This window comes from Pseudoalteromonas sp. S408 (assembly GCF_005886645.1).
Taxonomy (GTDB): domain Bacteria; phylum Pseudomonadota; class Gammaproteobacteria; order Enterobacterales; family Alteromonadaceae; genus Pseudoalteromonas.
In genome coordinates this window covers 292,947-309,017 of the sequence record NZ_PNDY01000004.1, presented here as the reverse complement: position 1 = coordinate 309,017, position 16,071 = coordinate 292,947, and the positions used below count along the sequence as shown (strand labels likewise).

The 16,071-nt window shown below is 40.9% G+C and carries 15 protein-coding genes; 4 read left to right on the top strand and 11 right to left on the bottom strand.

The window, feature by feature from the left end; all coding sequences use genetic code 11:
- The 4 genes from alaS to CWB62_RS05310 form a co-directional block, all read right to left on the bottom strand.
- A complete protein-coding gene (alaS, locus tag CWB62_RS05325) occupies window positions 1–2,601 on the bottom strand; it encodes an alanine--tRNA ligase (RefSeq protein WP_138530642.1) in 2,601 nt (866 codons plus the stop codon).
- Between the two features lie 19 nt (window positions 2,602–2,620).
- Window positions 2,621–3,073: a regulatory protein RecX gene (locus CWB62_RS05320; protein WP_006794350.1), complete on the bottom strand. Its 453-nt coding sequence runs from the start codon at window positions 3,071–3,073 to the stop codon at window positions 2,621–2,623.
- Window positions 3,073–3,861 carry a BPSS1780 family membrane protein gene (locus CWB62_RS05315; protein ID WP_058404832.1) on the bottom strand — a complete coding sequence of 263 codons (789 nt, stop codon included), beginning with the start codon at window positions 3,859–3,861 and terminating at the stop codon, window positions 3,073–3,075. The genes CWB62_RS05320 and CWB62_RS05315 overlap by 1 nt, the downstream gene beginning before the upstream one ends.
- Before the next feature lie 77 nt (window positions 3,862–3,938).
- Complete coding sequence (locus tag CWB62_RS05310; protein ID WP_006794352.1) at window positions 3,939–4,562, bottom strand: GTP cyclohydrolase II; 624 nt, start codon at window positions 4,560–4,562, stop codon at window positions 3,939–3,941.
- Between the two features lie 628 nt (window positions 4,563–5,190).
- Between CWB62_RS05310 and CWB62_RS05305 the strand changes: the two genes are divergently transcribed.
- Window positions 5,191–6,303: an energy transducer TonB gene (locus CWB62_RS05305; RefSeq protein WP_138530644.1), complete on the top strand. Its 1,113-nt coding sequence runs from the start codon at window positions 5,191–5,193 to the stop codon at window positions 6,301–6,303.
- A 79-nt stretch (window positions 6,304–6,382) separates the two neighbouring features.
- Here the strand turns inward: CWB62_RS05305 and CWB62_RS05300 are convergent, their stop codons facing one another.
- From CWB62_RS05300 to CWB62_RS05290, 3 genes are all read right to left on the bottom strand, one after another.
- Window positions 6,383–6,895: a hypothetical protein gene (locus tag CWB62_RS05300; RefSeq protein ID WP_138530646.1), complete on the bottom strand. Its 513-nt coding sequence runs from the start codon at window positions 6,893–6,895 to the stop codon at window positions 6,383–6,385.
- Between the two features lie 96 nt (window positions 6,896–6,991).
- Window positions 6,992–7,441, bottom strand: coding sequence for a low molecular weight protein-tyrosine-phosphatase (locus CWB62_RS05295; protein ID WP_138530648.1), 450 nt, complete (start codon window positions 7,439–7,441; stop codon window positions 6,992–6,994).
- A gap of 21 nt (window positions 7,442–7,462) precedes the next feature.
- Window positions 7,463–7,969 carry a DUF3087 domain-containing protein gene (locus CWB62_RS05290; protein ID WP_138530650.1) on the bottom strand — a complete coding sequence of 169 codons (507 nt, stop codon included), beginning with the start codon at window positions 7,967–7,969 and terminating at the stop codon, window positions 7,463–7,465.
- A gap of 146 nt (window positions 7,970–8,115) precedes the next feature.
- Between CWB62_RS05290 and CWB62_RS05285 the strand changes: the two genes are divergently transcribed.
- From CWB62_RS05285 to CWB62_RS05275, 3 genes are read left to right on the top strand one after another with little or no spacing between them, the layout of a single operon-like run.
- Window positions 8,116–8,751 carry an energy transducer TonB gene (locus tag CWB62_RS05285; protein WP_138530652.1) on the top strand — a complete coding sequence of 212 codons (636 nt, stop codon included), beginning with the start codon at window positions 8,116–8,118 and terminating at the stop codon, window positions 8,749–8,751.
- A 14-nt stretch (window positions 8,752–8,765) separates the two neighbouring features.
- Window positions 8,766–9,356, top strand: coding sequence for an RNA polymerase sigma factor (locus tag CWB62_RS05280; protein WP_138530654.1), 591 nt, complete (start codon window positions 8,766–8,768; stop codon window positions 9,354–9,356).
- Entirely contained in the window at window positions 9,343–9,954 is a 612-nt protein-coding gene (locus CWB62_RS05275; RefSeq protein ID WP_138530656.1) for a hypothetical protein, read from the top strand. Before CWB62_RS05280 ends, CWB62_RS05275 begins: the two co-directional genes overlap by 14 nt.
- Window positions 9,955–10,208: 254 nt before the next feature.
- Here CWB62_RS05275 and CWB62_RS05270 read toward each other — a convergent pair whose 3' ends face one another.
- The 4 genes from CWB62_RS05270 to CWB62_RS05255 all read right to left on the bottom strand — a co-directional run bounded on the left by CWB62_RS05270 (window position 10,209) and on the right by CWB62_RS05255 (window position 15,864).
- A complete protein-coding gene (locus CWB62_RS05270) occupies window positions 10,209–11,045 on the bottom strand; it encodes a hypothetical protein (RefSeq protein ID WP_138530658.1) in 837 nt (278 codons plus the stop codon).
- A 427-nt stretch (window positions 11,046–11,472) separates the two neighbouring features.
- Window positions 11,473–12,849: a Na+/H+ antiporter NhaC family protein gene (locus CWB62_RS05265; RefSeq protein ID WP_138530660.1), complete on the bottom strand. Its 1,377-nt coding sequence runs from the start codon at window positions 12,847–12,849 to the stop codon at window positions 11,473–11,475.
- 177 nt (window positions 12,850–13,026) lie between these two features.
- On the bottom strand, window positions 13,027–14,679 hold the full coding sequence (pbp4b, locus tag CWB62_RS05260; protein WP_138530662.1) for a penicillin binding protein PBP4B: 1,653 nt from the start codon (window positions 14,677–14,679) through the stop codon (window positions 13,027–13,029).
- A 9-nt stretch (window positions 14,680–14,688) separates the two neighbouring features.
- Entirely contained in the window at window positions 14,689–15,864 is a 1,176-nt protein-coding gene (locus CWB62_RS05255; RefSeq protein ID WP_138530665.1) for an exo-beta-N-acetylmuramidase NamZ family protein, read from the bottom strand.
- Window positions 15,865–16,071 lie beyond the last annotated feature (207 nt).

Genomic DNA, 16,071 nt, shown 5'->3' with positions numbered 1-16,071 from the left:
TTAAGTACGCTCAGTTAACCAAGCAGTAACGCTATCAAGTGCAGCAGCAAGGTTTTGTGGCTCAGAACCACCGGCTTGTGCCATATCAGGACGGCCGCCACCTTTACCGCCTACTTGGCCGGCCATGTGGTTAACTAACTCACCGGCTTTTACTTTACCAGTTAAGTCTTTAGTCACACCGGCAATTAGGCTTACTTTGTCGCCGCTAGCAACACCGAGGGCAATAACACCTGAGCCAATCTTGTTTTTAAGGTCGTCAACCATACCACGAAGCGCTTTAGACTCAGTTCCTTCAACGTTTGCAACCAATAGCTTAACGCCATTAATTTCTACAATCGAATCAAGTAAAGACGCACCTGCAGCGCTCGCTAATTTGTCGTTAAGCTGAGCAATTTGCTTTTCAAGGCCTTTAGACTTCTCAAGTAATGCTGTTACTTTTTCAAGTACTGATGCGCTATCGCCTTTTACCAGCGCTGCTACATCGCTAAGCTGTTGCTCTTGCTCACTTACATAAGCAACTGCATCTGCGCCAGTGACTGCTTCTATACGGCGAACACCGGCAGCAATGCCGCTTTCAGATACAATTTTGAATAAGCCAATATCACCCGCGCGCTCTACGTGTGTACCACCACAAAGCTCGATTGAATAATCACCAATAGTCACAACGCGTACTTCGTCATCGTATTTTTCACCAAACAACGCCATAGCACCTTTTGCTTTAGCATCATCAATTGCCATTAGTTCAGTGTTAAGTGCAAAGTTACGACGAATTTCGTCGTTAACTACACGCTCAATATCACGTAGCTCGTCTTTAGTAACGGCTTCAAAGTGCGAGAAATCAAATCGTAAACGATCCGCTTGAACTAACGAGCCTTTTTGGCTTACATGTTCACCTAATAACTGGCGTAATGCTTCATGTAAAATATGCGTAGCTGTATGGTTTTTCTTAATACGATCACGGCGTGCGTCATCAATAGTGGCATCCACTTTATCGTTAATACCAATACGGCCTTGTACTTTACCGTGGTGCGCAAATGCATTACCCAATTTAGTGGTGTTAGTCACATTAAACTCGCCACCAGCAACTATAATTGTACCGGTATCGCCCGTTTGGCCGCCAGATTCTGCGTAAAACGGTGTGCGGTCTAGTACAACAATACCTTCTTGGCCATCTTCTAATAACTGTACGGCTTCACCACCAGCAAACACTTCAACCACTGTCGCACTATAATGCGTGCTGTCGTAGCCTTTAAAGTCAGTGTGTTTATCTGATTTTAATTGCTCGTTGTAATCGGCACCAAATTTACCCGCTTGCTGTGCAGTTTTACGCTGTACAGCCATGCATTCTTCAAAGCCTTTATGATCAATCGTCATTTGGCGTTCACGCGCAACATCGGCTGTTAAATCGGCAGGGAAACCATAGGTATCGTAAAGTTTAAAGACTAAATCACCTGGGATCACATCGCCTTTAAGGTCACTTAAGCTTTCTTCTAAAATAGCTAAGCCACGCTCAAGTGTTTTACCAAATTGCTCTTCTTCAATGCGTAATACTTTTTCGATAATTTCTTGTTGCTTAGCAAGCTCAGGGTACGCTTGACCCATTTGCTCAATAAGTGCAGCAACTAATTTAAAGAAAAACGCGCCTTGTGCGCCAAGCTTATTACCATGGCGAACTGCACGGCGAATAATACGACGAAGCACGTAACCACGGCCTTCGTTAGATGGCATAACACCATCTGAAATTAAAAATGCACACGAACGAATATGATCGGCTACTACGCGAAGTGACTTATCGTCCATATCTTGCGCGTTAGTGACACTTGCAGCTGCTGCAATTAAGCCTTGGAATAAATCGATTTCATAGTTTGAATGCACGCCCTGCAAAATAGCAGAAATACGCTCAAGCCCCATGCCCGTATCTACAGATTGCTTAGGTAGTGGCTCCATAGTACCGTCGCTTTGACGGTTGTACTGCATAAATACTAGGTTCCAAATTTCGATAAAACGGTCACCGTCTTCCTCTGGAGAGCCTGGAGGACCACCCCAAATATGCTCACCGTGATCGTAAAATATTTCAGAACACGGACCGCACGGACCTGTATCGCCCATTGACCAAAAGTTGTCTGAGGTAGCAATACGAATAATGCGGTCTTCGCTTAAGCCAATATCTTTTGACCAGTACTCAAACGCTTCTTCATCATCATGATAAATAGTAACAAGCAGTTTTTCTTGAGGTAATTTAACAACCTCAGTTAAAAACTCCCACGCAAACTTAATAGCTTCTTGCTTAAAGTAGTCACCAAAACTGAAGTTACCTAACATTTCAAAAAATGTGTGGTGGCGCGCCGTGTAACCTACGTTTTCTAAATCGTTATGTTTACCACCAGCACGTACACAACGCTGTGAGCTTGTTGCACGTGTATATGGGCGAGATTCAGCGCCTAAAAATACATCTTTAAATTGCACCATACCGGCATTGTTAAACAATAACGTGGCATCGTTGCCCGGAATAAGCGAGCTTGAAGGTACAACTTGGTGTTGTTTGCTGGCAAAAAAGTCTAAAAACTGTTGCCTAATTTGTGCGGTAGTCATGTGCTGCATGTGAAAATCTCACCTGTATTTACTGTGATTGCATTGCAAAATCGATTTGTTCATAGCTAAAACCTCGATACATTAAGTAGCGCACGCGCTTAGCCTTGTCTTTGTAGTCGAGGTTTGCCGGTGTATTTGAATATTTTTTGTTGTACGCATCCTGCGCAAGCTCAAACCAGTCTATTTCAAGCTCTTCAACTACCCTTTCGAGTAGCGAACGGTCAATCCCTTTGCCCATGGCCTCGCTTTGAATTCGCTTGAGCCCATGGCATTTAAAAATGTGTTTTCTTACAAAGCCTTCACAGTAACGTTGCTCGTTTATAAAGTTGTGCTTTTCGCACCAATCAAGCAAATTTTCGATAAACTCATCTGTGGCTTCTTTTTGCTGTAATTTAAAGGTTAACTCACGGCGCGAGTATTCTTGGCGTCCGAGTAACCAAAGTACATAATTTTTTAATTTTTGTTTTAACTTATCATCCATTAAGCGTCAAAGCGTCCGCTTGTTTCACTGCTAAGTGGTTTAACATTTTTGTCGTCACTTGGCGGGACAATCGGCATAAAAATCGCTTGATAAGAAACAAAAAAACTAATGTAGCAAATCGGCATTAAAATCAACAGTGGTAAGAACGATAAGAACATAGAAACCGCCATAAATAGTACGCAAATAACACCAAAAACACTTAGCGGAAACAAATTATGATAAAAAACCATAAGCGATTGCTTAAGCGCCGTTAAAATACGTTGCTCTTTATTAAAATAAACAAGCGGTACCGCATAGGCAAAGGCTGTTAAATAAATAAGCATGGCCATAAAAAATAAAATAACACTCGCACCCGAAATACTCGCAAGAGTTTGCTCAAGTGCAGCCTGAGGCTCAAGCCCTGGCTGGCTCATAATTGCTACGGCATCGGCAAATAAACCGTTTGCTAATAACGCCATTAAAATACCCGCCCCCATTTGGTATAACGCCAAACGCACCAAACCTAAACGGTTTCCTTTGGCTGAAAATGGCTTAAGAATGTCAGCCAACATAATTTTGCCGCCTTGCTGCTTGGTCAGCACCGCTTGATAAAAACCGGCAGTTAAAAAAGGCGTAGCCAGTGCAGCAACCACTTGCAGTAAAGGTAAAAACAACGACAGTAAGCCCACAATGCCAATAAATAAATGCATAAAAATAAACGTCATTGGCTGGGTTTTAAAAATAAGCCATCCCGCTTTTAACCACTTTAGCCCGGCATCTGCTTTAAATACTCGTAATTGTGTAGACATACTTGCTCTTAATTTATAACGAAACACGCCAAGTATAACTTGGCGTTGGGTGGGATCACAGAGGCAGATCAGTAATATTAAGGTTTTTTAATTTTTTTAATATCTAGCATATGTGCGCCATGCTTTATTTTGGTTTCTAAGTAGGCTTTATTACCTGCTACACCCGCTTTTATGTGCGCATGTGTACCAATAACCGTATCAACTTCAATACCTGCATCTTTTAAGGCATTGAGCTTTTTAGGGTTGTTGGTCATTAATTTAACGTGCTTTAAATTAAGCGCATTAAGCATTAATACCGCATCAGAAAAGTCGCGTAAGTCATCTGCAAAACCTAAATGATTATTGGCCTCATAGGTATTCATACCTTGCGATTGCAGTACATAAGCATCAATTTTATTGTATAAACCAATACCACGGCCTTCTTGGCGTAAATACAGCAAAATACCGCCTTGCTCGTGCATCATTTCAATACATTCGTTTAACTGTTCGCCGCAATCACAACGTGATGAATGAAATACATCCCCCGTTAAACACTCCGAATGCATACGAATAAGCGGTACATCTTGCTCGGTATCTGCGTTATTAAACACCATAGCAATATGCTCTTGACCATCTTTTAGGTCAGTAAATGACACTATTTCTGCAGGGATATCACTGTTTTTGCCAACATTTAGCTGGACTCTTGCTCTTACTTGCGCCACGACAAATCCAAATATTTAAATAACTACGACACGACAATAAAGTGATAATATCACAAAAGAGTAAAATTAGATCGTAGTACAACACTGTTTATCGCAATTATATGGCGACGACAGCCCCTGTTTTCAATGATTAAACCTAATTAACCTGAACTCTGAATAATAAACCTATCTTTAGCAGCTATTTTTAGCGCTAACTGCGTTGAATTTACTTGCAATAGGCCTACTATTGACGCGTAAATTCGCCTTGTTTCATTGAAAATCTCTGACTAGAAAAATAAAATTTAAATATCACCATTATTCAATACGTTAGCAACTTTCTTAACCAGCGTTCAGGCTAATTAAAAAACAGATTAAATCAGCACATAATAGTGGCTTTTGTACCTGTATAATGACAATGGTTATAATGTATAGTAAGTTATTATTAATTAGATTATTCGTAATTTTAAATAATACGAGGATAGTAATATTTAAGTTTGCTGCTTTTGATCAATACTTTAGTGAAAGCAATGTAAATTCACTCGTACAGTTACATGCGTATTGTAATTAAATTTAATGCAGCTAACGCTAAAATAGCGATTTAAAATTGCGTTACTATTCACGTTCAGGTTCACAATTAATAAGGATCATTATGAAGCCACAACACCTTGCTCTACTTGTTGGATTAAGTTTATCTGCCTTTACAAATAATGTACTTGCTAGCCAAGCTGATAACGCTAAAGCCGCATTTTCAACTGCTTACCAGAGCTACCTAAACGCTGTAGAAACAAAACACGATATTGAGCAAGCCGCGAAACAGGCTTACACCACAGGGCTTAATTTTTACGGTGATAAAAGCGACAACACAGCAAACCTTGCTATTAATTATGCTAAAGCCATTACACCGCCAAGCACAACAAGCAGCAAAAAAAACATCAGGCAACAGCGTTACAGCCTTTACTCGCAAGCCTATACAATTTTAGCTGATAACCATGGTAAAAATTCAATACAAACACTCGACGCACTTTTAGGTAAAGCCGAAAATGCTAAATCAGCGTCTTTGGCAGAAGATCATCTCGAGCGTATAATCGACATTGCCAAAGCACAAAATAAACCAAAGTTTGTTGCCGATATGCAATTTGAAGCCGCGTCGTTGTTAGCAAGTAAGTTTGCACATAAAAAATTTCGTGCAGCCCAAAAATGGCTAACCGAAGCCGATGAGTACTACCGTGAAAATTTAGACGAAAACACGGTTGAGCGAATCAAAGCAGACTTTTTAGTCGCCTCGTTTGCGCAAAGTAAGAAAAAATATAAAAAAGCGATTGAGCGTCTAAACCATGTTGTTTCGGTATTCGATAGCAACCTAAGCTTTGATCATAACGCCGAACTTACCGCGCACTCAAAACTTGTAAACCTTTACGAAAAAACAGGTCAAAGCGAGCAAGCAACTAAACATTGTTTAGCCATTGCTGAAATGGTGCCATGGAAAGATTCACAAGAACAAACACCGGTTTATCGCCAACCACCTGAGTACCCAATAAACAAAGCCCGCCAAAATACAGATGGTATTGTTGTTCTTAAGTTTGATGTAGACACCGCGGGTTTTGTAAAAAACTCATCAGTAATAAGCTCAGAAGGTGGCCACGCATTTGAAAAGTCAGCACTAGAGGCACTTAAAAAATGGCGTTACGCACCCAAGTTTGAAAACGGAAGCCCTGTAGTAGCAAGCACTCAGGTGCAAATAGATTTTAAAATAAACCGCTAGCGGTTTTACAAATGCAAAAGGCGCTATTTAGCGCCTTTTATTTTTGTATTGTTTTAGTGTTGTTTTAGTTTACGGCGTCCTAAAATTCGTAACTGATACGAATAGCCCCATCGGCTCTTTTTTCGTTGCTGTCGCTTGTTTTACCGTAGCCCGCATCAAGTATGAGTCTAAAACCACGACTATTTAAGCCGTTAAAGTTATAACTGTATGTAAGCCCAACACCATGTGTGGTTTCATCATCAAATATTTGCCCGAGCGCACAACCAAAAATATTACCCAGCTCACTAGCAATGTCGTCAGTGTTTGTGCTTTCACATGGTTGATCGGTATCACGTGCGCCAATAGCCCCAACTAATACACCAAATGCATGTTTATTGTTATTACTTACAGCTTGTTCAAAGCCCACTGAAAAGCCATCATCTAGGCCAATTTTATAGTTTGCATACCAGCGCTGGGTATTGTTGTCTGCCGATAAAGACGCTTCAGGAACAACCAAATAAGGGTAACCACCCCCAATCGAAAAGCTCACATCATTGGCAAAAGCAGAACCCGAACTAAGTGATAAAGCCAGTAGTAATATTTTTGTATTCATAACATTCCTTTTAAGTAAGCATAAATCGTACTTAATTAAGGAACAAAGGGCAATAAAACAAATGTTCGTTAATGTAACAAAGCTGATAAAAGGCGCTTACATTTTAGCAAGTATGTTATCGCTGGCCGCTTCTATTAAATCGAGCACGTTTTCAAAGCCGTCGTCACCACCGTAATATGGGTCGGGTATAGCGCTAATACTTTGATCGCCGTACTCTAAAAACAACGCTAATTTATAATGTAAATGCGGTGGGCACTGCTCTTGTAAATCAGCTAAATTTTGTTTGTCGGCCGCTAAAATTAAATCAAACTCGGTAAAGTCGCTGGTTCGAACTTTACGCGAGTGTATTCCTTTAAAGCTATAGCCGCGCTTTTCACCCGCCGCCATTGAGCGGCTATCTGGCGGATTACCTTCGTGATAGCCAATTGTACCTGCAGAATCGACCACCAGCTTTACACCCAAGGTTTTTGCACGCGCTTTTAGTACCGCCTCGGCAGTAGGTGAACGGCAAATATTACCTAAACATACAATCAATACCTTTTTCATTGCGGCTCCTTAAGTTGGGCTTTAAAACTGTTTTAGTATGCTCTCTTCGTAATCGTCAGCATTAAGCGTTAAATTAAACTGTGCAGCAACCGAATCTAACTCAGCTTGCTTAATGGCTAGGTCTTCCATTGTTATAAGGTTGTCGTCTAGCTGCCACAATAAACGCGAGCCCGCATAACTGTAATGAATGGCTAATAACGCAGCAGGGTTACCCTCGCGCCCAGCCGCTTTTAACTTTGGCATTTTACGGGTTATTTTATTAAGTGCCTGTTTTAGCTCCCATACATAAACCACTTCGGTCATATAAGGATGAGTACGGTATTTATTTAACAACCACCCTATGGCTAAACTTGTAATAACCACACCAGTTAAGTTCCAATGAAAATGGCTTCCGCTATCATCCGGAAGCAACGCAATTAGCGTTTGCGATATAGCTAAGCTCCCCACCGCAAGCGAGGCCGCACAGCCCACAATGACACGATTTAAATGCTTACGGTAACGCGCTTTATTTATTTCAATGAGTTGCATAACAGCCTAAAAAGTTAATAAGTAAAAGAATGCGAAACGCTATTGTAACTAAACCCCACATTTTTTATAAAAATATTTCACCCCTTTTTGATTTGCCACCCGTTATAGCTCTGAAAACCACATAATGAGTTAACTAGGAGCGGCTTATGCACACACTTGAAACCCCAAATAACCCAACATTTATAAAAACATCAACCGCCGTTATTGGTGGTGCAGCAATGACCTTTGCCGCCTTTGCATTTATGCAATACCTAATCAGTGGCGACCAACGCGCACCACTCGACCCAGGCAAAGAAATAACGGTTGAAATATTTAAAGTGCCCGAAGATTCAAAAGTAAGGCACATAGATAAAATGCCAGAACCACCTACACCAAAAATGCCGCCTAAAGCGCCACCGCGGGTAACACCGAGTGCCGACCCCGTTATGGCAATCAACACGGCGCCGCCATTAATAATGAATAACTTTGGTGACGGCATTAACAATACCCTTAATCGCCCAACGGGAGATGCCTCACCCATAGTGCGCATAAATCCAAAGTACCCAACCACTGCTGCGCGCGATGGCATAGAAGGCTGGGTACAACTTAGCTTTAATATTTCGCCGACTGGCGAAGTAATAGACGCGGTAGTTTTAAACGCCGAACCAAAACGTATTTTTAACCGCGAAGCACTACGCGCTATTAAACGTTGGAAATACCGCCCAAAAGTAATTGAAGGTGTGGCACAATTACAAACAGATCAAACGGTTCAACTTGACTTTAAATTAGATAACTCTATTTAACGGACTAAACGCCTATGCTAATGAGTATTAAAACCTGGTTATTTGAAACGCCCAGCAAAGACTGCATGGCGCGTTATGCAAAAAGTGGAGAAAACCGTCACTTAGAGCAGCTTATTGCGCTTTACAGTAACGATTTATACCACTACCTTGTTACGCAGTCTAATACTCACTTAGCATACGACGTAAGCCAACAAACATGGCTAAAAGTAATTGAAAAGCGCCACCTTTACCAAGCGCAAACCACGCCTAAAGCGTGGTTATTTAAACTCGCACGTAACACGTTAATAGACGAATACCGCAAACAGCAACATTTTGTAGAGCTGGACGAAAACAGCCTACAACCTTTGCAAAGTGCCTATCAAAGCGAATTAACACATAGTGACTCGCACATAGGTGACACACACATAAGTTACGAAGCATTCAACACAGCGCTCAAGGAACTGAGCTTTGTGCAGCGCGAAGCCATCACCTTACAACAAGAAGGTTTTAGCCTTGCCGACATAGAGCTTATAACGCAAAGCAACGCACAAACCATAAAAACAAGGCTACGCTACGCCAAAAAAAACCTAAAACAATTATTAGGAGATTATAATGAACAAGCCTGATGAGCAGTTTGATGAAAAGCTTACAAACCACTTTAAAGCGCGTAAAGCACGTACCACCCTTTCACATGCTCAACAACAGGCGTTAAAACACAGCGTAGCCCAAAAACAACCTAAAAAGTTAGGTTTTGCCCTGCAACTCACAAGCCTTACCTGCGCTCTGGGCTTACTGGCCTTTATAGTGCTCAACAGCAACAACGTAATAAATACTGCCCCTACAACCGTATTAAACACCATAGACATTCACGACTACTCGTTTATAACAACGCATGAAATAGATCAAACAGGCAGCTACGCAAGCGCCATAACGCAACAAAAACGCGCGCTCGACACCCAATTAGCAAACGATTTACGCCGCCACCAGCAACGCCACATAGAATACGGCACGCTCGTAAAGGTCGATAACGACTGGTATATAGCCAGCTGTCATGACGAGGTGCTAGTGCAAATTAAGCAGTCATTGCTTAGCGATTTAAAAGGTAAGCATGCAGTTGAAAGTAATATAAATACGGGTGATATGCTGGCCATGGCACATAATGGCAAAGGGCAGATTGTAGGGCTTAAACATGCAGGATCTGGAGTTAAGATGTGTAGGGGGTGATTCCTTGCCTTATAGTGATTTGAAATGTTCTTTATATAAAAATCACCCGTGCTGCCGAGCAATACTCAGCTAAATGGTATAATAAAGCAAATAATTTAATCCCTTGCCTTGACTGCATATCATTTATTTTGTGTAAAATAGAAATGTATCGAAAAATCGAAGTACTTTCTATTTGATTATCTAGTCTTTTTTAAAGTGAAAGTCAAAAAAGAAAAAGCTGAGCCTCTGAGGTCATTCCTATAACTTATTAAAGCTTAATCACCTTCGTTTTCAACGATTCTTCCTTTTTGGTAAAGTACATAATTGTAACGTCCTAACGGGTTAATAGATTTTTCATAATCGAATGTAGTACCTGAAAAGAAAGCAAGCTCCTTCATAATGTTGAAATAAAGCTCCCAAGTCTGTGTTATTGACCCATTAACTAACTTCAATGGCATATAATGCTTAATCCCAATATCTGCAATTTCATCTTTTAAGAACAACCTGTTGACTGAACCTGATAACTGAATTTTTATACCTGAAGTACTATCAAACCTATCTAGCTCATGAAGTAAGCTTATTGCATCAGAAGTATCAACCTTACCATTAACTTCTGAAAGTCTATCGAATAGTTTCAGGTAATTTTCATCCAGAGAAAAATAATCTGATAAGGAAGGATCATAACTCAAGTTAACTTTTTCATTGTTAATATTATTGGAGAATATTGCGTTGTATATTTCCTGCCAATTTATAGTTACAGGGTGCTTCTCTTCTATTTTTTTACACAACTCAGCAAACTCTTTCCTATGCATAAAAAAATTAGCCGTTTTATTTTGATTAGACGATTGAATTATTTGAGTTTTAGTTTGCTGCGATTTATGTAAAGTTAAAAATATAGCGCAAATAGGGAGTGCAGCAGCTAAGGATGTCAGAGGAACTAACATTACTTCAGAAAAAAAGAAATTTAAACACTGATAAGAAAAACACATTTCATATGTTTTTACTGAACTTAAAGCTACAGTGCTTAATGTAAAAAAAGCAAAGATGGATACTAAAACTGTGCCCCAAAAAAGTTTTATATAAGGGTCTTTATTTAATTTTTGACTGTCCATAGGCTTGTTAAATAATTAAATTTTTTACATGCTAGCATCATTTGAAGGAAGGCTGAAATTAATGTCTCGAAGTTTAAACACTTTTTAATTTCGTCACATGTCTATAGTCTGCTTTTGCATCTTACTGAGACCAAAAAACAATCTAGCGTTTACCCCCGTCATCAGGCCCTGAAAATAAGTAATTGATGAGTAATATCACGCATGGATGCGCGATAAGGCGAAACTAGGCCATGGATGGCATATCTTCGCCGCTTACGTTCATATCAATTATGTTTTGAAGGATTAAGCGTGATGCTCGGGTGGCGCTGGGAGAGTCCAGAGAGGGGTCAGCGGCAGCCCCTCTTTGGCTGTAATCGCCAGCGCGACAAAAAAGCCTGCAATTAAGCAGGCTTTTAAATGTTTAGAACTGTCTTGTCCTGAAATGTGTTTACAACACAATAATGCTAATAACCAAATAAGCAATAAAGGTCAGTGCGCCACCAAATAACGCGTACGGTAGCTGGGTTTTAACGTGGGTGAGTAGGTCACACCCCGATGCAAGTGCCGATACCGCGCTGGTGTCGGATATAGGCGAGCAGTGATCGCCAAATATGCCGCCACCTAAAATAGCGCCTATAACCAATGAAGGTGGTAAACCTAATGCTTGTATTAGCGGTACGCCAATAGGGATAAGTATGGCAAACGTGCCCCACGATGTCCCCGTAGTAAACGACATAACCGCCCCTGTTAAAAACAGCACGGGCACTATTAAATAAATAGGTAAGTAGTCGCCTACTAAGGAGGCAACAAACACACCCGTTCCTAGATCTTTTAAGCTTGCGCCCAGTGTGAGTGAAAGCAAAACAATACTTACCAGCGGAAGTAACTCACCCATGCCCTTAAAGCCAGTATCAACTAGTTGATGGTGAGTGAATTGGCGCGAACTAATCATTAATAAGTAAGCAACCACAATAGCAAGCACGGTTGCGTATAATACCGATTTAGAGCCGCTACCTTCTGCCAACACACCGTTACCAGTGTAAAACATAAAGCCTACCATGCTGGCAATTAGCGTGATGAGTGGCACTAGCATAAAGCGTGCTTTAGAACCTTTTACTTCTTCTTTTAGCTCGTTTGTTTGTAGTTCTAATTTTTGTTCGGCCTCTTTCATTGGGCCGTGTACTTTATCAAACGCAATGGTGTAAAAAACAATAACCAGGGTGATTATGGCGTAAAAGTTATAACCTACGCTGCCCCACAGTACCGATACCGCCGATTCGCCCAATTCGTAATTACCTAACAAACCCAGCACAAATGCGCCCCAGCCGTTAAGGAGTATTAAAATACACACAGGTGCGCTAGTACTATCAATAATGTAGGCAAGGCGCGCACGGCTCATTTTAAATTTGTCGAACAGGCCGCGTGACAAAATACCCGACGTAAGCACGCTTAGGTTTGACTCTATAAACACCGCAACGCCGGTAAACATAGTTAAAAAGCCAACTTGGCGTTTACCTTTTGCAACCCCTTTGTTCATTAGTAAATTAACCGTTGCCGCTACGCCGCCAGATTCGCGAATGTAGGCAAGTAAGGCACCTATTAAAATACTAAATATGAGTATACGGCTGTTACCCGGCGAACTTGCCACCGAAATAATACGCTCTATGGTATTTAAAAACGTTGTAAATACGCTATTTCCTTCCCCTTGTAAGGCAAGTAAAAACTCAGAAGACGCCACGGCAACTAGCAGCGCCATAATGACTTCTTTGCGCCAAAACACGATAGCTATCGCAATTAGCGGCGGTAAAATAGAATACCAATGCATAAAAAGTTAACCTTAATTATTAACAACCCGCGCTTAAACGCTTATATGTTAAGCCCAATACTTAAAAAGTGGCTTAATGGAGTAAACCGCTTAGCTTAATGGATTGATGTTGCCAAGTCACCTGCAAATAAGCCATTGGGTATAACTGTATTAGCCCATTTTAACCTATACGATAATTTATTGATTTAACAGCGCTTCGTAAATAAGCGATACCACAGATCCGTACTGAGCGGTTTCGAATTGTTTGCCTGTAAATTCATAACGTTTTTGTGTGCCTTTAATTGCAGTGTGGCGCGCGTTAGTAAGCAAAACAATGGCCAAGTCGTAAGCGGGATCGATTACTGTTACGGTGCCTGTCCAACCGGTATGGCCATACGCTTGTGCGCTGGCATAAGGGCCAAAGTGCCAACGCCGTGCTTGGTTATTGCCTGCAAGCCTAAAACCTAGGCCGTAAGTTTCGTTAGTGCTTTGCGGCGTTAAAAACTGCGCCAAGGCACTTGCACTAAATAATTGTTGGTCGCCGTAGCCACCATTATTTAATAGTAGCTGGCAAAGCACAGCTAAATCGTGGGCGTTACTAAATAACCCGGCATGCCCAGCAACGCCGCCAAACGAGTAAAATGCGCGTTCGTCATGAACCTGACCTTGCAAAACATGAGTACGAATATTATCAAAAGTAATACGCCCATCGCGGGTGTTACCGCTAAGCTCAGTGGCTGCAAATTGATTGCGTTCAAACCCTTTTTTAAGTGGATTAAATAGCGTGTTACTCAGTTCAAGGGGCGCATAAATGTGCTGCTCTAAATACTCGTCTAATGGCTGCCCTGTTATGCGCTCAACCAGTACACCTAAAATCATGTAATCAATATCAGAATAAACATGTTGCACTGGGCTTTTGTTATTAAGCGGTACTTTTGTTAACAAAAGCTGTTTAGTGGTTTGGCTATTTTGAGAATAAAATGTATTGCCTTGCTGTGTATCTTTTCGGTGAAAATCAAACACGGGTGGGTAACCGGCGGTATGCGTAAGTAACTCTTTTACTGTGCGTTGCTCTCGCCCATCACCGGTGTATTCGGGCACATAGCTTTGCACAGGTTTGTTTATATTTAGTTGCCCTTCGCTTATTAATTTCATAAGTGCAAAATTAGTGGCAAATATTTTGGTGTTTGAGGCTAAATCAAACAGAGTGTGTGTTTGCATAGGTTCTGGGCGCATTAGCATTAAATCGTTTTGTTGGTACTGCTTTGCATCGCCATAGGCACTGAGTTTTATTAACTCGCCATTTTTAACAACTGCCAGTACTGCACCAGGAAACCCCGCTTTAATATCGCGTTTAATGAGTTCATCAACGTCTGTAAAATCAATAGGCTTGTTAGGCGTTAAATTTAAGGTAGGAAATGCAAAGCGCAGCGTTAAGCTTGTGCCTTTAGGTAAAATATTTTCTACCTTAAATGTGTTTATACCATTATGGGTATGCGCCGCTAAACTGTAATTATAAAGCGTATTAGCGGTTAACGTATTGGTATTAAGTTTTTGGTTGTTAATATAAATATCAGCACTTTCGGCGTTGTGGTTTTGTATTAATAATTGGCCACGCCCTTTATACGCTTTAAATGTGCCGCGGTTGTTTACATAAAACCGGCTACTTGGGTTTGGATCAGGAAAGCGGGCTACAACTTGCGCATTTGGCAGCTGTACTAACTGGCTTTTAGTCAGCACCTGCTGCGATTTTAATGAGTTATGTGTACTACCACAGCCCACAATAATTAAACTCATAGCAACTAACCACGTGTTTTGAATTAAGCGGGTATTTTTTAAAGTAAATAGCATGGTTAGGCCTTACTTATATAGCAAATAAGGCGCTCGTTGCGTTTTAAATCGTGTAAGGCCGCTTTGCCAGCCTTGCTTTATTTGCTCAGCCGACTGCCCTGCTTCAATAGCTAAACGTAACTTATTAGTACCTGCTAGTTTATCCATAAAATCAGCGCGTTCAAAAAAGGTAATATTGTTTTTAGTTAATTTACTATAAGCCGTTATTAAGTAACTTAAATTAAGCCCATGCGTATTTTCCGTGCGTAAATCGAGCCCTTTTACAGAGGTATTTTTAAATTTAGGGTTTGCTGAGGCGCCTTTAATAGAGCGTGGTGTAAAACTAAACTCTCCAAGCGCAACAGGCGAGTAACCAATTACCTGAAATGCAAAGTCAGTACCTCTGCCAATACTTATAGGTGTGGCTTCAAAAAAACAAAGCGACGGGTAAAGCGCGATTGATTGATCGTTTGGTAAATTAGGACTGGGCTTTACAGGTAAGCTAAAACGGGTTGTGCGTGTATAACGATCAACGGGGATCACGGTGAGCTGTAGATCGGCCGCTTTATTGATCCAGCTTTCGCCTTTGATCATGTTAGCAAGTTCGCCTACCGTCATGCCGTGCAGCACGGGGATTGGGTGCATACCTACAAACGACTTAAATTCGCGTTCAAGAACTGGCCCATCAACATAGGCAATATTCGGGTTTGGCCTATCAAGTACCATAAATTCAATACCTTGCTCGGCTGCGGCTTCCATCATGTAATGCATAGAGCTTATGTAGGTATAAAAACGTACGCCCACATCTTGAATATCAAAAACAATAACATCCACATTGCTAAGTGCCTCCGCACTTGGTTTTTTGTTTTTGCCATAAATAGAAATAAGCGGGATTCCCGTTTTGCTATCAACTGCATTTTTAACATGGGCACCGGCGTCGTGATCGCCTCTAAAGCCATGCTCGGGTGCAAAAATTTTAGTTATGTTTATATTTTTAGTCAGCAGGCTGTCGACTAAATGGATAGGCCCAACTAAAGAGGTTTGATTCACCACCAGTCCAACACGTTTATTTTTTAATTGCGGTAAGTATAAAGCAGGTTGCTCAGCCCCCACGGTTATTGAATGCTTTGCTTCATTTGCGGGTGCGTTAACAGTAAAAAGTGCGCTTAAAATAAATAAGAATATAAAAAATACGGTTTTAAACATACAGCAAGATCCTTTTAAACAAGGCGTTTAAAATAACACAGCTTAGGTTAAAGAGCAGTGAATAGTTTTGAGTAGATACATAAGTAATTAGAAGCTGCGCTTCTCACGCGAACAAGTTCTGCGTCTACGCTGAAGTTTTTAACATGGGTGTTTGTTTGGCTTAACTGAAATCTGATATCTGAAAGCTTTCTCAAATTTCAGACACAA

What these genes read in the sequence shown, in the direction of transcription:
- CWB62_RS05285 (WP_138530652.1), top strand. Translation starts at nt 8,116, where the DNA reads ATGCACACACTTGAAACCCCAAATAACCCAACATTTATAAAAACATCA.
- CWB62_RS05305 (WP_138530644.1), top strand. Translation starts at nt 5,191, where the DNA reads ATGAAGCCACAACACCTTGCTCTACTTGTTGGATTAAGTTTATCTGCC.
- CWB62_RS05315 (WP_058404832.1), bottom strand. Translation starts at nt 3,861, where the DNA reads ATGTCTACACAATTACGAGTATTTAAAGCAGATGCCGGGCTAAAGTGG.
- CWB62_RS05255 (WP_138530665.1), bottom strand. Translation starts at nt 15,864, where the DNA reads ATGTTTAAAACCGTATTTTTTATATTCTTATTTATTTTAAGCGCACTT.
- CWB62_RS05300 (WP_138530646.1), bottom strand. Translation starts at nt 6,895, where the DNA reads ATGAATACAAAAATATTACTACTGGCTTTATCACTTAGTTCGGGTTCT.
- CWB62_RS05295 (WP_138530648.1), bottom strand. Translation starts at nt 7,441, where the DNA reads ATGAAAAAGGTATTGATTGTATGTTTAGGTAATATTTGCCGTTCACCT.
- CWB62_RS05275 (WP_138530656.1), top strand. Translation starts at nt 9,343, where the DNA reads ATGAACAAGCCTGATGAGCAGTTTGATGAAAAGCTTACAAACCACTTT.
- CWB62_RS05290 (WP_138530650.1), bottom strand. Translation starts at nt 7,969, where the DNA reads ATGCAACTCATTGAAATAAATAAAGCGCGTTACCGTAAGCATTTAAAT.
- CWB62_RS05320 (WP_006794350.1), bottom strand. Translation starts at nt 3,073, where the DNA reads ATGGATGATAAGTTAAAACAAAAATTAAAAAATTATGTACTTTGGTTA.
- CWB62_RS05280 (WP_138530654.1), top strand. Translation starts at nt 8,766, where the DNA reads ATGCTAATGAGTATTAAAACCTGGTTATTTGAAACGCCCAGCAAAGAC.
- CWB62_RS05265 (WP_138530660.1), bottom strand. Translation starts at nt 12,849, where the DNA reads ATGCATTGGTATTCTATTTTACCGCCGCTAATTGCGATAGCTATCGTG.
- alaS (WP_138530642.1), bottom strand. Translation starts at nt 2,601, where the DNA reads ATGCAGCACATGACTACCGCACAAATTAGGCAACAGTTTTTAGACTTT.
- CWB62_RS05270 (WP_138530658.1), bottom strand. Translation starts at nt 11,045, where the DNA reads ATGGACAGTCAAAAATTAAATAAAGACCCTTATATAAAACTTTTTTGG.
- pbp4b (WP_138530662.1), bottom strand. Translation starts at nt 14,679, where the DNA reads ATGCTATTTACTTTAAAAAATACCCGCTTAATTCAAAACACGTGGTTA.